The organism is Bacillus thermotolerans (assembly GCF_000812025.2).
Classification (GTDB): Bacteria; Bacillota; Bacilli; order Bacillales; family Domibacillaceae; genus Quasibacillus; species Quasibacillus thermotolerans.
On sequence record NZ_JWJE02000073.1, the window covers coordinates 1 to 13295 of the forward strand.

Here is a 13295-nt window from a genome sequence, read left to right on the forward strand (position 1 = left end):
CCATGTTATCTCTAGTTGTGTTTCTTAATTATACAAAAAAGTACCCTATAGGTAGACTTTTTTTGGTGTCTACTCTATAGGGTACACTTTAATACAGGGTCGGCTTTTTCTTACAGTGAGTGATCGGCTGCCTTCAGCTATTATTCTTTCAGCGCTTGCGGACGACTAACACGTCGCATGCCGCCTGACGGATAATAGCCTCTGAGACGCTGCCGATTAATAGCCGTTCTACGGCATTCAGGCCTGTCGCCCCTACGACGATTAAATCCGCTTCGAATCTCTTTGCCAATGTTTTCGAGATTTCTGCTCTTGGAGAGCCAAACTCAAGAGCCGTCGTCACGTTATCCACACCCGACTGCTTCGCTGTTTCTATATAACCATCCAGCAATTCCTGGCCATATGCTTTCGCTCTTTCTGTAATGGAAGAATCATATTGTGCAAGCTGAACCAGGTTTCTATTATCGATTACATGGGCGATCACTAAGCGTGCATGATTGTCGGCTGCAATGTGTATCGCTCTTTCTAGTGCTTGCTCCGCTTCCTCCGATCCATCAACAGCTACGAGAATGTTTTGATACGTTGTCATAAGTCATCCCTCCATAAAGGCTATTGTTTTTCTTGCTTCCTATCATATAAGACGGAATGTGTTTCCGGTATCGGGATATTCCCCGATTATGAAGCGGCCGAAGTCCGCCCGGCGGATCAATGAACCATCATTTAAATGGAAGAGACTGCTATTTTTATGTAAAATAAGACACAAAGCGACATGAACTACAGCAAAGGAGGGCATCATGAATCAGAACAAGCCGCAGAACGAATGGGACCAAGCAGCCCAATTGGTCATTGACAACGTACTGGATGGAATTATCACGATTAACCGGCAAGGCATCATCGAATCGTTTAACCCTGCTGCAGAGAGGATATTCGGATATGCTTCCGAAGAGGTTGTCGGCAGAAATGTCAGCACGCTCATGCCTGAACCTTACAAAAGCGAGCATGACACTTATGTAGACAACTACGTAAATACCGGAAAAGCTCAAATTATCGGCATTGGCCGTGAAGTCACCGGGAAACGGAAAGACGGCTCCACCTTCCCTATGGATCTCGCTGTTTCGGAGTTCTTTATTGGGGAGGATATACACTTTGTCGGAATTGTCAAAGACATTACGGAGCGAAAAGAAACGGAAGCTGCTTTAGAAAAGGCACTCAGAGACAATTTCGAACATACCGTAAAGAACCTTCAAAACCTGATCTTTAAATTAAAAAAAGACAAACACGGAAAGATTGTTTACAAGTTAATGGAGGGACAAAATGCTCAGGAAATTGGGTTAACCACTGCCAGCCTGTTCAATCAAACACCGGTAGATATCTTTCCTGCATACATGGCGGCCCCGTTAGAAAGCTACCATGAACGGGCCTTTGAAGGGGAGAATGTGAATTATGAATGGTCATTTGCCGGAAAGGTTTTCTACATCTCTCTTTCTCCTATTTTTGAAGGCAGCCTCGTCAGTGAAGTCGTAGGCTCTGGCATCGACATTACGGACCGCAAGAAAATGGAGGAAGCCCTGGCGCTGACCCGGGATCAAGCCTTAGAAGCGTCCGAGTTAAAGTCGCAATTCCTTGCGAATATGAGCCACGAAATCCGCACGCCGATGAACGGGATCATCGGAATGGTCGACGTGTTGATGGATACGCCTCTAACGGATGAACAGCAGGAGTACGTCCATATTATTCGGGACTCGTCTCAAGCTCTTCTGACGATTATCAATGACATTCTCGATTATTCCAAGATGGAAGCGGGAAAAATGACCGTCGAGCAAGTGCCGTTTTTGCCCACTCCGCTCGTGGAGAGCATAGCGGAAATTTTATTGCCAAAGGCTCGTCATAAAGGGATCTCCCTTCTTACCTATATAGATCCATCGATTCCACGCTCGCTGCTCGGAGATCCTGGAAGACTCCGTCAAATACTCTTGAATCTTTCTGACAATGCGATTAAGTTCACCACAGAAGGAAGCGTTCTTATACGCGCGATTTTAAGAAAGATCGATGACGAAGGAAAAGCGGTCATTCACTTCGCCATTATCGATACGGGCATCGGCCTTTCAGATGAGGAACAAAGCCGGCTGTTTCAGCCCTTTGTCCAATCAGACGGCTCCACGACCCGCAAGTTTGGCGGGACAGGACTTGGGCTTGCGATATCGAAACGGCTGGTTGAATTGATGGGCGGAGAGATCGGTGTGGAAAGCGAAAAAGAAAACGGCTCCACCTTCTGGTTTAACATTCCGTTTCCGATCCCAAGCTCATTGGAAGAAAACAGCGAAAGAACAATCGATACAGCTATGGAGAATCTTCGTATACTCATTGTGGACGATCATGACGATGAGCGGGAGATTTTGGAGAAGTATGTGAATTCCTGGGGCATGTTCAGCACAAGCTTTGAGAACGGCATTGAAGCGTTAGCTGAACTGCAAAAGGCAGCTATAAACAACACGCCGTACGACTTAGTCATTGTTCACCTTGAAAATCCCGGGATGAATGCTTCCACCTTTTATCAGATTGTGAAGCAAACGCCTTACTTATCGAATGTTCATTTCATTTTAATCAGCGACCTTACTGAAAATAAAAAAGAGGCTGCGTATGATGCGTATCTTTCGAAGCCAGTGAAGCAGTCCCAGCTGTTCGATTGCATCGCAAACCTCGTTCGCCCTGTGGAGGAAGAGGAAGAAGACACCGCAGAACAAGAGAAGGATCGTCCTGACAGGCACACCCCTTCCCCTAAGGTCGTCAATCAGCATCACCCGATTCTTTTGGCAGAAGACAACCCGATGAACCGGAAAGTCGCCTTTTTCCAATTAGAGAAGCTGGGGTACGCCGCTGATGTGGTGACAAATGGACGGGAAGCCGTGGAGAAAGCGGCCGAACAAGATTATGCGCTGATTCTTATGGACATTCAGATGCCGGAAATGGACGGTGTCGAAGCGGCGAAAACCATCAGAAGGAATACCTCTTCAAAGAAGCGGATACCGATTATTGCGATGACCGCGAACGCAATGAAAAGCGACCGGGAAAAATACTTAAAAGCCGGCATGGACGATTATTTAAGCAAGCCGGTTAAGCTCGAAAAACTGCGTGAAACCTTGGAACGCTGGATGCCAAAAGACGAGACCCGTCCTGCTGTCAAAGTGGATACGAACGCTTTCGATGAGGAAAACGCACCGATCTCCCTTCCCCGCCTGCAGGATAGCTACGGGGATGAAGAGATGGTGAACGAACTGTTAACGATCTTTTTAACCACGACCCCTGGCATGATGGAAAACCTTCAGCAGTCCATTCAAGCAAAGTCAGGAGAAGCCGCGAAAGAAACAGCGCACAGCTTAAAAGGGTCGGCAGCTGTCATTTACGCCGACACCTTCACTCAGCTAAGCAAAGAGATTGAGCAGGCAGCCAAAGCCGGGCATTGGGAGATGGCCCTATCTGCATATGAACGGCTCAGCAGCCATTTTGAGGAGCTTAAACGCTTTATACAGCGCCTAAAAAACTAAGCAAGGAGAATGCCAGCTATTCTCCTTGCTTTTTCCTTGTTACATAAATAAAACGGAAAGAGGTGAAAAGATGAAGCATACGTGTCCTTGCTGCGGTTATAAAACGTTAGATGAAAAGCCGCCCGGCACCTATGAGATTTGCGGGATTTGCTTTTGGGAGGATGATGAAGTCCAATACAGGAACCCTGACTACGAAGGCGGAGCCAATGCCGTTTCCCTCAGACAGGCACGGGGCAATTTCATGAAAATGGGAGCTTGTGATGAAGACAGCCTTCCATTTGTAAGGAAGCCCAATAACGAAGACAGGAGAGATTTGAAATGGAAAATACTTCAAGAGAGACACCCTGTCGACAAGCAGACGAGGAAGGAATGACTATTTAAAAGCGCCTGCTCTTTATGTATGTGAAGATCATAAGCTATCCAAACTTTGTAACCCGTTGGAACGGAAGGCGCGCAAGACTCCTGCGGGATGAGCAGGACAGGTGAGACCCCGCAAAGCAGAGCTTGAGGAGGCTCGCCGCCCTCCTCTTAGGACAAAACAGGTGGCAGGCGAGTTTGTCTGCAGCGTGAGGCTGTCAAAATAATGGTCTATTTTTCACGCCTTACCGATCCACACTTCTATTGAATGAATCGACATGCACAACCGGACATTTTGCCTTTTGGGTAATAGCTGCTGCCGCCTCTTCGCTTGCTGCCTTGGCAACAACGAGGCAATCATAACGGTCAAATTGAGTAATTAAAGATATTTCCTGGGCGGGATTTCCCATGCGGATGACGGTCTTATGCTTGATGTTCAACTTATCTAAGTAATCTTTCGCTTCGTGAAAGAAATCTGAATGTGCATAAAGCTGCTCCACAAGCCTGATCCGATCCGGCGGGCTTTCCGGCAGATGGGCAGAGACGGGGTGGATATAAAGAAACGTCACTTCTTCTAGTTTGTGAGATGGCTGCTGAACATGCTTGACAGCTTCTAAAGCGTGTTCAGCCTCGTCTGCATATACCAATATGCTGCTATACATAAATGACTCCCCTTTCGGTAACCGTTGTCCCAGTGACAAGGCAGGGCAAAACATGTAAGGTTTGTGCTTCTGATGCTCATTATAAGGGGCGTCCAAATAAAAAAATATCAGGGGAAGCCCTGATATTTTTATGCTGGCATGATTACCCGAGATCCAATAAACCTTTTTTCATCGCATAGGTAACCAATTCATGCCTTTTATGAAGACCTAGCTTGTCCATGATTTTGCTTTTATGGCTCTCTACTGTCTTCACACTAATATATAAAGTCTCGGCAATTTCTTTATTGCTGTAGCCCTTAGCAATGAATGTAAGAATCTCCTCTTCACGATTGCTGAGCCGTTTGTAGGAAGAGAGGTCCTCTCCTTCATTCACCCGGCTCAAAAAGTCCTCTACTAATGATTTGGCTGCCGACGGATGCAAATATGCCCTTCCTTGCGAGACCGCCTCCACCGCCGAAAGCAATTCTGAATCAAGCGCATTTTTTAACACATAGCCCGAGGCCCCCGCTTGGAGCACCCGAAATAAATAATTCTCGTCATCATGCATGGTGAGTATCAACACGTGAGTGTCCGGCAGGGACTGTTTTAATTCTCTCGTTGCTTCCAGCCCGTTCTTGCCAGGAGGCATACTGAGATCCATGATGACGAGATCCGGCTTAAGAGACAATGCCTTCTCGATCGCTTCCTGGCCATCAGCCGCTTCACCCACCACTTCAATGTCCTGTTGTTTGCCGAGAAGCATCTTGACCCCGGCCCTCACAATCGCATGATCGTCTACAATCAGGGTGCGAATAACCTGCATCACTCTCCCCCTCTCCACTTCTAAACTAGTATGCTCTGTATTTTATCATTTAGACACGAAGGTGACGAGGTCATTTTGGTTCATACTGCTAAACGGTTTCACTGAACTTGGAAAACCCTGCGCGTGTCATCTATACAAAACCGTCCTATGTTCACCCGGGCGGTTTTGTATCAACTGCTTCTTCCCCACCGATTCAACCTTTATGCGATTTTCCTTTAAAGATCAATAACAGCGAAATCCCTACCAGCAATAAAGCTAAAATAAACTCAGGAATAAGTACATAGTTAAAATAAAAATCAATTAGCTGTCCGGCTGCCTCAGGTTGTCTGGCAATGCCATTAGCCACACTCGCTCCTGCCACGCCAATCCCCAGTCCAATTCCCAGGATCCCAAGTAGTGCTAATGCAGCACTGAGGAAAAATCTATTAATGCTTCCCATCTGCTCACTCCCATTCATCTAGTATCTTTATTACCATATTCATGCGAGAGTGAGCCTGTATAGACTCATACCTATTTAAGACAACAAGTTTTCCCTCTTGGAAAGACGGAAGAGCACACAAGAAATAACTGTAATTCAATAAAAGAGGCATCTGCTTTGATGTAAGCGGATGCTCTCTTTTTAGCTAATTTGTTTTCGCGCTTTGAAGGCAATCTAAAAAATAAAGACACTCTCCATTGTCTTATAGGAAATACCACTTCATCCATTGTTCGAAGTTGGCTGCTACGGCATCTAGAAAAGCCACTGTCGCTTCGTCCGTAATATTGCCTTCTTCGTCCATTTTCGTATGAACCGCACCGACATACACCTCATTGCCAATCAGCACCGGGGACTGCAGGCCTGGTGCGAACAAAATATCACGAAGATGAGCCTGGGCTTTCACGGTCCCAAGCAGGCCCATGGAGGCGCCCATGATCCACGACGGCTTGCCGATCATCACTTTATCCACACGAGATAGCCAGTCAATGGCGTTCCCTAACACACCCGGGATCGTCGCATTGTATTCAGGCGTCACCCAAAGCACCGCGTCTGCCGCCCTTACTTTCTCTTTAAATTCCGTGACGGCTGCCGGCGGATCATTTTCAATATCCTGGTTATATAGAGGCAGCTCGTCCAGTTCAAGGATCTCCACGTCGAATTGATCAGCATAGCGCTTCTGTACAAACTTCGCTAGTTTTTTATTATAGGAATCTTTGCGTACACTCCCCACAATGGCTGCTACTTTCATTTGTTCTTTCTCCTCCTCCATTTAATCATTCTTCACCGCAGGCGGACCGAACAATCCATGCTGGAAATCCGCGTAGGCCTGCCGGACCTCCTCCATCGTGTTCATGACAAACGGACCGCGGGCAGCTATTTCCTCCCGAATAGGCACGCCTGAATAAATTAATACTTTGGCTCTTGAATTCGCCTTCATCACGAATGCACTTTCTGCTGCTTCATCTCCGTGCTCGTTAAAGGTTAATGTGGCCGCTTCCGTCTTGCTTAATGCCGTCTGGCTGCTGCCGAACGCCATTTCGCCTGCGAGCATATAGAGAAAGGCATTGTGGTTCTCGGGCAAAATATGTGTATAAGCCGCTCCCTCTTTTAAGGTCACCTCTGCCATTGTCACCGGCACAAGGCTCTCCATTGGGCCTTGGACCCCAGCCACATCGCCTGCATATACGCGCACAGAGCCTCCGTCTACTTCGACCACGGGTGCATCCTCCACATAAATATTTTGATAGAAAGATTCCGAGTTCTTTAAAGATTTCGGCAAATTCAGCCACAGCTGCAGCGTATGAATAAGATCCTCCCCAAACGCTTCCTCGGCATGGCGCGCTCCACGGCCTGCATTCATGTACTGAACGTCTCCGGCGTCTAGAATCGAGTAGCCGCCACTGTTATCCACATGCTCGAGCCGGCCATCGATCACATATGTAATTGTTTGAAAGCCCCGGTGCGGATGATCGGAAAATGTGCCTCTTTTAAACCAATCCTCCGCCATTAGGATAAAGGGATCAAAAGCCTTCATGCGCTCCGGCGGCAGCACCCAGCCTTGCTGCACATGCGGATAACCCGGCTGGTTATAAGAGACCTTCCAATGCTTGTTGATGTCCCGCTGAAAAGGCGCCTTATTTGTTTCCTCCATTCATGGTTCACCCCCTTTGCCCTTTTGATGAGCCTCTTTCATTACCATATTATGATAATCTCCTCCAAAAGTAAAAGTAGGCACTCTATCAAGTTCGCAATGACGAGGAAGGTGATCAGCCCCTGCCGACTCTTCTTGACAAGAAAAGAGGAGGCTACCATTCCGGGGAACGAGCCTCCTCTCTATCTTGACATTCAGTATATATAGTGATGTTCTATCATTTGAACGCTTTAGTTAAACGCTAAGGAAAGGGACTGCTCATCTACCATTTGAGAGATGATTTTATAGCCTTGCAGTTTCGCATAAGTCTCTCTCGCTTCCTTCTCCTTATCGAATTCATACATTGTCATGTTTTTACCTGAATAAACCGTTACAATCCACATATTAATCCCCTTTCTTAGAAAAACTGTTTTTTAAATTTTCAGTAATGATTTTAGATAATAGCACATCGGTAGTTAAATGCAACACGTAAACAGCCACCCAATATAAGGAAATAAGCGGGACTAATGAGGGCGATTGATGAAACCCTTTTCTTTTTAATCCCAACCCACAAAATCAACATAAAGCAGTTAATTAAGTCATTAAACAGCTAATACAATGATTTAAACAGAAAAATAACGAATGATTGAACATCATATATTTTATTATCATAAGTTTTTCTTATTGACTTGTATTCGTATTCTCTAAAATTTCCGTTTTAACTTTTTTGGTGGTATACCAGCGAAAAAAACACGGATTAGCTAAAAAGCAAGAATTATTATAAGTTCATTGGTTGAAAACCACTTGTTTTTACATTTCACCATGGTGGGATATTCTCTAGTGATCGAGCAAGCAAAATAACGGGATGCTTTAGCAGGACCATCGGATGATGACCTTACTAAATGCGCCCCGTTAAAGAAGAGCTGTTAGTCTACGTTACTCTTTTACAGTAACTCCTTCATATACCAAGCATCCATTGCGTTGTGCTCTGAACCATCCAATGCTCTTTCAAGCGGCCGGAAACCTAATTTGGTATAAAGGGAATTAGCCGCTTGGAGCCTTTTCGATGTTTCTAAGTAACAATATATATAGTGCTCCCTAGCGAAGTCGAGTGCGACTCCCATCAGCTGCTTTGATAAGCCCATACCTTGAGCTTCAGGCTTAATGTATAGCTTTTGCAGCTCGCAAACCTCTGTCTTTTGCCCAAATGGCGCAATGCCCACACCACCGACGACTTCCCCTTGTTCATTCACTGCCACCCAATACTTTGCGTTTGACTGCTGCTTGTAAAATTGGGCCAGACTGCTAAGCTGAGGATCAAAATAGGCGGTTCCTGGAATATTTAAGTGAAATGACTCCAATGAGTGCTTAATAATTTGCTCTATGACTTTGTTGTCTTTTTCTTCAATTTCACGAATGTGCATGATTCTCTCCCCCAGTTCCCTCTTATTTCATAATTCGTCTCTACTCATTTCTACTACACCCATTCTATCTTTAACAAAGCCTTTTATTTAAAGACTATTTTCCAATTATTCACCTAGAAACCAATGCTCTTATACACTCCAGCCTCAAAAAACACCGCCCGCAGAAACCGGACGGTGTGACTTTAATAGGAAATCAGATCGATTGAACAGCTTTATCCAGGAAAGTATCAGCTGTTTCAATGGATGCATATAAGCTTCCAAGCGCCGCCATAAAGGCATGATGCACTTGCGTTGCTTTGACAGTTTCATTGTTAAACGTGAGATCCGGACATGTGCACGCATCCTCAATGACGGTGCAGCGGAAGCCAAGATCCACGGCTGTGCGGCTCGTTGCATCGATGCACATATGGCTCATCATGCCGACAACCACCACATGCTCAATGCCGGCGCTCTTTAATTCTGCTTCTAATGAAGTATGTAAGAAGCTGTTTGGAAAATTCTTTTGGATCACTTTTTCTCCTTGTAACGGTGTCACGATCTGGTGAATTTGCACCCCTTCGGTATCTGGCGCGAAGAACGGCGCCTGCTCACCTTCGAAAATATGCTGGATGTGAAAAAGCGGGAGGTTATGTTCACGGAAATAATCCAGTACGCTTCGTGCCTTTTGAGCTGCTTTCTCTGTTTCATAAAGCGGCATTTTTCCTCCCGGGAAGTAATCGTTTTGTATATCAACCAATACCAATGCTGTTTGGCTCATCTTATTGGCCCCTTTCCATATAAGATTATTTTTATCACTCTCGTCATCTTATTCGCCGCCAGGATAAAAACACCTCTTTATATAGTCATTTCTTTATTCTCTACAAGGGCTGTTTTTAATTTTTGCTGCATATAGCCGATGCCTTTGCAGTCGCTGAGGGGATAGCGATAAGTATATTGACTGCCAAAAGCTGCCTCTACGACTTTTTTATATTTCTTTCCGCCTAACACGACGATTTCATCCGCATCAGACAATTGTTTCTGCCGGATTTGCTCCTTTAATTCAGCTGCACTAATAATTTCCGTGCTTTTCGAGTTAAAGGCCACATCATAATTCTCTTCCACCACATCCTCCGGTTCCAGGAAGCCGTGCTTTGCGGAAAGGATCACCCAGCTGTTAAAGAACCGGGAAGCGTACTCCTGACAAAGGTTATGGAAAATACCAATGTATGTATCTTTTGCCTTAGCAGGTCCTGCGTCAGGTCTCTTGTCCCATATTTTTTTGGTACCACATGGAATAATGCATAGCCGTTCCACTTTTTTCCCTCCTTTAGTTACATAAGCCTAAAAATCGATCAGCCGTACATTGCTTTTGTCCCTTTTTGCAATAACCTGTCGATTCCAATGCATACTTTTATTTACAAATTTTATATCGATATATCTATAACAATAGGCTATAATAGATCATATGACATTTTATTAGTTTGTTAGAAGGAGTAGACAGTTGAAGAATAAAATCAAACAACGAACGAATGAACTACAACAAAAAACGGCGGCCATTTGCTGTATTGCTTCGATCATACAGAGCAGTACTTGGATAACGCGATCTCTTATATCCTCTCCGGGATCGAACAGGGCGAGCATGTTATTTTCATCGAAAGCGAGCGGAATATCCTGCTGCTAAGCAAAAGGCTTGAATGCCTATTAACCCCTGATCAGTTAGGCAGGATCCATTATCACAATAACTTCGAATTCTATTGGTCTACCGGCGACTCCCATACTGCGAGCATTGTGTCTTATTTTAAAGATATTCTCGAGCCCTTCCTAAGTGAAAATGTGCCTGTTCGTACGTGGGCCCACGTGGAATGGGGACAGGAGACTAACATAGAAGAAAAAATCATAGGGTTTGAACAGGTAGCCGATGAAAACGTTCGCGCTATGAACATGCTGTCCGTCCGCGCTTATCATTCAGCCCGTTTGACTGATTCCCTGAAAGAGAGCCTGCTGCTTTATCACAGCCATTTAATTACGGACGGTCATATTGAGGCGCTAAGCCAACAGCAGAGCCCCGCCGAATGAGGAGAACAGCAAGCAAAGGATTCGGCGCCCCTTTGTCTTGCCGGGACGCTGGCCCCATCGCTTTTAATGGTACCTGCCGATCATCTTCCTTCTAGCTGAAGGCTGTAATTAAAACAGTGCCTCCCGATTGAACAAGTAAGAGAAAGACAGGTCGATGAATAAAAAATGCTGGGAATCAATCGGTAGACAAAACGTCCGGATCATTTCCCCTGTTTCAATGTCATTGTACCGATCAGAAAGAATACCTTTCTTTTCGCGCCTCATTTTGATGATGTTCTCAAGAAAATAAGGGCGCCAGCTCCAGTTTTTCTCCTCGTATTCAGGCTGAATCGTCCAGGAACCTTTGAGATTAAATAAGTTCGGCGATTTCTGAAAGCCATCCTCATCGCATACATACATCCGGAAAGCCGCCTCGTCTAATTCCTTCGCCAGCTTCTCCAAGACGGGTGTGTACTCTTGGATCTTCCGGTGATGACTCAGCCATTCCTGTATTCGCAAATCCAATTCCTCCTGGAGCGAAAATAAATTCTCAAGCTTCTTCTTTTCTGACTGGATGAATTCGCGGCATTCCTGCTTGAGCCGTTCCTTTAATATATCCCTGTCCACGAAGCCTTCCTGAGGCTCCTTTAAATACAAGCCTTGATAATACCGTCCCCCATTTCTCCAGGCAAACTGGAGCTGAAGAGCCGTTTCAATATGTTCAAATAACACCGCCGCTCCAATCTTTCGGGCAAGCATCGAAATGGAAGACAAAATATCCTGATATGCGGCCCCATCACTTGTCGAACGCAGCACCTGGAGATCCACCTTCATAATATCCGGCTCCAGCTGGCTAATCCGGTCTAAATGACCGCTGTCATTCCCCATTTTGTCAATGGCGATCTTCAGTCCGTATGTCCGGTAATATCTTAACAAATGCCCTAAATCCTGAAACTCCCCGTCTGCATTTCGCTCGGATATCTCAAGTACAATCTGACCAAGATTCAGCCCCTGATCCTCAAAGGAGGAAATCAGCTGAAGCAGCTTCTCCTCTTCGTCATAAATCAATAGATCCGCTTCCCGGTGAATAAAGAACAGAATATCTTTATCATAATGAATTGCCTGGCTAAACGCTTTCTTCAAAACCAGTAAGTCTACTTCCAAACGATATTCCTCCGGCACATCCTTGTCCCGGAAGAATGGCCGTAAGTTCACGAGACCATCCGGTGTTTCATATCTTCCCATCACTTCGTACGCCACCACCCGGTGTTCGTCCGCACTAAAGATCGGCTGGAAGAATGGAACGACGTGCTCCAAGTCCGTTAAAATTTCTAAAGGATCCATCTCTTCCTCTCCCCTGTCACCGCTTTTTTGGTTCGGCAGCTCATAAAGCAGGCTGCCTTTCTTTTGCCGTTTATCATTTTATCACAAAACTTCTTAAGCCCCTTCATTTCGTACATCCATTTGTACAAAAAGCCCTTTATACAAGCTTTGTTTACTTACTACTTTCAGGCCGCTTTCTATCATCATATGAACAGTATCTCGATTTAAACAACAGCCGTCGCACACCTTTTTCCAGTAAGGCGGCAGCCAATCCTGCCATTTAGCCAAAAATGGATTCTCCATCCTTACATGCTCAAAAACGAGAATTCTTCCGCCCGGCTTGCACACCCGCTTAATTTCCCGCAGCGCTCTTTCTGGATGAGGAATTGTGCAGAACACTAAAGTAGCGACGACCGTGTCAAAGGTATTGTCCGCAAACGGCAGCTGCTCGGCACTTTCTTGAATCACCTGTATAGGGACCGCTGACTTTCTCTTTCTCTCTTCAGAGCGGTTCATCATATGCCGGCTCGGCTCAATAGCGATCACCTGCTCGGCAGATTCATAATAAGGAAAGTTGATGCCCGTCCCTGAGCCAATCTCTAACACTAGGCCGTCTGCTTTTTTCGCCAGGCTCTTCCTCACTGACCGGAACCTTCCCTTTTCCAGCGGACTCATAAACACGTCATACCATCTTGCAAATGTATTTCCCATTGGTTTTCCCTCTTTTTTATTTTCTGCATCTACTAGCATGTCACTCAACTATGTCATTATTTTACACTATTTCACCTAGTTAGAAGACAAGCGGTGATTTCTTATGTATGCCTAGTGAGTATGCCTCTTACTGCGGCTCTAAGGAGAATACGCCAGCTGACTAAGAGAGCCGCTACCAAATGATAATGAGCAGGAGAAAAAGCAGCCAATCGCACAAAAAAGCAGGGACGAAATCATGATGTGAACTGAACCCCGAATAGTAGACACTTTAAAAAAAGTGGACCTATTCGGGGTTTTTCTATTTTTCTTAGCTTAAAACCCCGTTATACTAA

At 45.4% G+C, this 13295-nt stretch carries 15 protein-coding genes; 3 read left to right on the forward strand and 12 right to left on the reverse strand.

Translation table 11 applies throughout. The annotated features are described in order from the left end of the window. Positions 1-148: 148 nt before the first annotated feature. The gene (locus QY97_RS17740) at positions 149-586 is read right to left on the reverse strand and encodes a universal stress protein (protein WP_039235668.1); all 438 of its coding nucleotides are present in this window, start codon (positions 584-586) and stop codon (positions 149-151) included. Positions 587-791: 205 nt separating this feature from the next. On the opposite strand from QY97_RS17740, the gene QY97_RS17745 reads away from it, so the two are divergent. After that, entirely contained in the window at positions 792-3542 is a 2751-nt protein-coding gene (locus QY97_RS17745; RefSeq protein WP_052729015.1) for a response regulator, read from the forward strand. Between the two features lie 70 nt (positions 3543-3612). Further along, positions 3613-3915: a CPCC family cysteine-rich protein gene (locus tag QY97_RS17750; protein ID WP_046128807.1), complete on the forward strand. Its 303-nt coding sequence runs from the start codon at positions 3613-3615 to the stop codon at positions 3913-3915. 229 nt (positions 3916-4144) lie between these two features. Here QY97_RS17750 and QY97_RS17755 read toward each other — a convergent pair whose 3' ends face one another. From QY97_RS17755 to QY97_RS17790, 9 genes are all read right to left on the reverse strand, one after another. Beyond that, positions 4145-4561, reverse strand: coding sequence for a universal stress protein (locus tag QY97_RS17755; RefSeq protein ID WP_039235670.1), 417 nt, complete (start codon positions 4559-4561; stop codon positions 4145-4147). A 142-nt stretch (positions 4562-4703) separates the two neighbouring features. Beyond that, on the reverse strand, positions 4704-5363 hold the full coding sequence (locus QY97_RS17760; protein WP_039235671.1) for a response regulator: 660 nt from the start codon (positions 5361-5363) through the stop codon (positions 4704-4706). Positions 5364-5556: 193 nt separating this feature from the next. Further along, positions 5557-5802, reverse strand: coding sequence for a hypothetical protein (locus tag QY97_RS17765; protein WP_039235674.1), 246 nt, complete (start codon positions 5800-5802; stop codon positions 5557-5559). A gap of 241 nt (positions 5803-6043) precedes the next feature. Continuing rightward, on the reverse strand, positions 6044-6589 hold the full coding sequence (locus tag QY97_RS17770; protein ID WP_039235696.1) for an NADPH-dependent FMN reductase: 546 nt from the start codon (positions 6587-6589) through the stop codon (positions 6044-6046). A gap of 21 nt (positions 6590-6610) precedes the next feature. Beyond that, a complete protein-coding gene (locus QY97_RS17775; RefSeq protein WP_039235676.1) occupies positions 6611-7492 on the reverse strand; it encodes a pirin family protein in 882 nt (293 codons plus the stop codon). Between the two features lie 230 nt (positions 7493-7722). Then, positions 7723-7875, reverse strand: coding sequence for a hypothetical protein (locus QY97_RS20760; protein WP_166701714.1), 153 nt, complete (start codon positions 7873-7875; stop codon positions 7723-7725). 540 nt (positions 7876-8415) lie between these two features. Continuing rightward, the gene (locus QY97_RS17780; protein ID WP_039235677.1) at positions 8416-8895 is read right to left on the reverse strand and encodes a GNAT family N-acetyltransferase; all 480 of its coding nucleotides are present in this window, start codon (positions 8893-8895) and stop codon (positions 8416-8418) included. Positions 8896-9088: 193 nt separating this feature from the next. Next, positions 9089-9652, reverse strand: coding sequence for a cysteine hydrolase family protein (locus QY97_RS17785; RefSeq protein ID WP_039235679.1), 564 nt, complete (start codon positions 9650-9652; stop codon positions 9089-9091). 77 nt (positions 9653-9729) lie between these two features. After that, positions 9730-10188, reverse strand: a complete 459-nt coding sequence (locus tag QY97_RS17790; RefSeq protein WP_039235681.1) for a DUF6884 domain-containing protein — start codon at positions 10186-10188, stop codon at positions 9730-9732. A 243-nt stretch (positions 10189-10431) separates the two neighbouring features. On the opposite strand from QY97_RS17790, the gene QY97_RS17795 reads away from it, so the two are divergent. After that, positions 10432-10950 (forward strand): MEDS domain-containing protein, encoded by a 519-nt coding sequence (locus QY97_RS17795; RefSeq protein WP_046128808.1) that lies wholly within the window; start codon positions 10432-10434, stop codon positions 10948-10950. A gap of 108 nt (positions 10951-11058) precedes the next feature. Here the strand turns inward: QY97_RS17795 and QY97_RS17800 are convergent, their stop codons facing one another. Beyond that, positions 11059-12273: an EAL domain-containing protein gene (locus QY97_RS17800; protein ID WP_039235684.1), complete on the reverse strand. Its 1215-nt coding sequence runs from the start codon at positions 12271-12273 to the stop codon at positions 11059-11061. Between the two features lie 93 nt (positions 12274-12366). Beyond that, positions 12367-12963, reverse strand: a complete 597-nt coding sequence (locus tag QY97_RS17805) for a class I SAM-dependent methyltransferase (RefSeq protein WP_039235687.1) — start codon at positions 12961-12963, stop codon at positions 12367-12369. Positions 12964-13295 lie beyond the last annotated feature (332 nt).

Bases quoted from the DNA above. Each gene is read 5' to 3' on its own strand.
- QY97_RS17740 (WP_039235668.1), bottom strand. From the start codon at position 586: ATGACAACGTATCAAAACATTCTCGTAGCTGTTGATGGATCGGAGGAA.
- QY97_RS17745 (WP_052729015.1), top strand. From the start codon at position 792: ATGAATCAGAACAAGCCGCAGAACGAATGGGACCAAGCAGCCCAATTG.
- QY97_RS17750 (WP_046128807.1), top strand. From the start codon at position 3,613: ATGAAGCATACGTGTCCTTGCTGCGGTTATAAAACGTTAGATGAAAAG.
- QY97_RS17755 (WP_039235670.1), bottom strand. From the start codon at position 4,561: ATGTATAGCAGCATATTGGTATATGCAGACGAGGCTGAACACGCTTTA.
- QY97_RS17760 (WP_039235671.1), bottom strand. From the start codon at position 5,363: ATGCAGGTTATTCGCACCCTGATTGTAGACGATCATGCGATTGTGAGG.
- QY97_RS17765 (WP_039235674.1), bottom strand. From the start codon at position 5,802: ATGGGAAGCATTAATAGATTTTTCCTCAGTGCTGCATTAGCACTACTT.
- QY97_RS17770 (WP_039235696.1), bottom strand. From the start codon at position 6,589: ATGAAAGTAGCAGCCATTGTGGGGAGTGTACGCAAAGATTCCTATAAT.
- QY97_RS17775 (WP_039235676.1), bottom strand. From the start codon at position 7,492: ATGGAGGAAACAAATAAGGCGCCTTTTCAGCGGGACATCAACAAGCAT.
- QY97_RS20760 (WP_166701714.1), bottom strand. From the start codon at position 7,875: ATGTGGATTGTAACGGTTTATTCAGGTAAAAACATGACAATGTATGAA.
- QY97_RS17780 (WP_039235677.1), bottom strand. From the start codon at position 8,895: ATGCACATTCGTGAAATTGAAGAAAAAGACAACAAAGTCATAGAGCAA.
- QY97_RS17785 (WP_039235679.1), bottom strand. From the start codon at position 9,652: ATGAGCCAAACAGCATTGGTATTGGTTGATATACAAAACGATTACTTC.
- QY97_RS17800 (WP_039235684.1), bottom strand. From the start codon at position 12,273: ATGGATCCTTTAGAAATTTTAACGGACTTGGAGCACGTCGTTCCATTC.
- QY97_RS17805 (WP_039235687.1), bottom strand. From the start codon at position 12,963: ATGGGAAATACATTTGCAAGATGGTATGACGTGTTTATGAGTCCGCTG.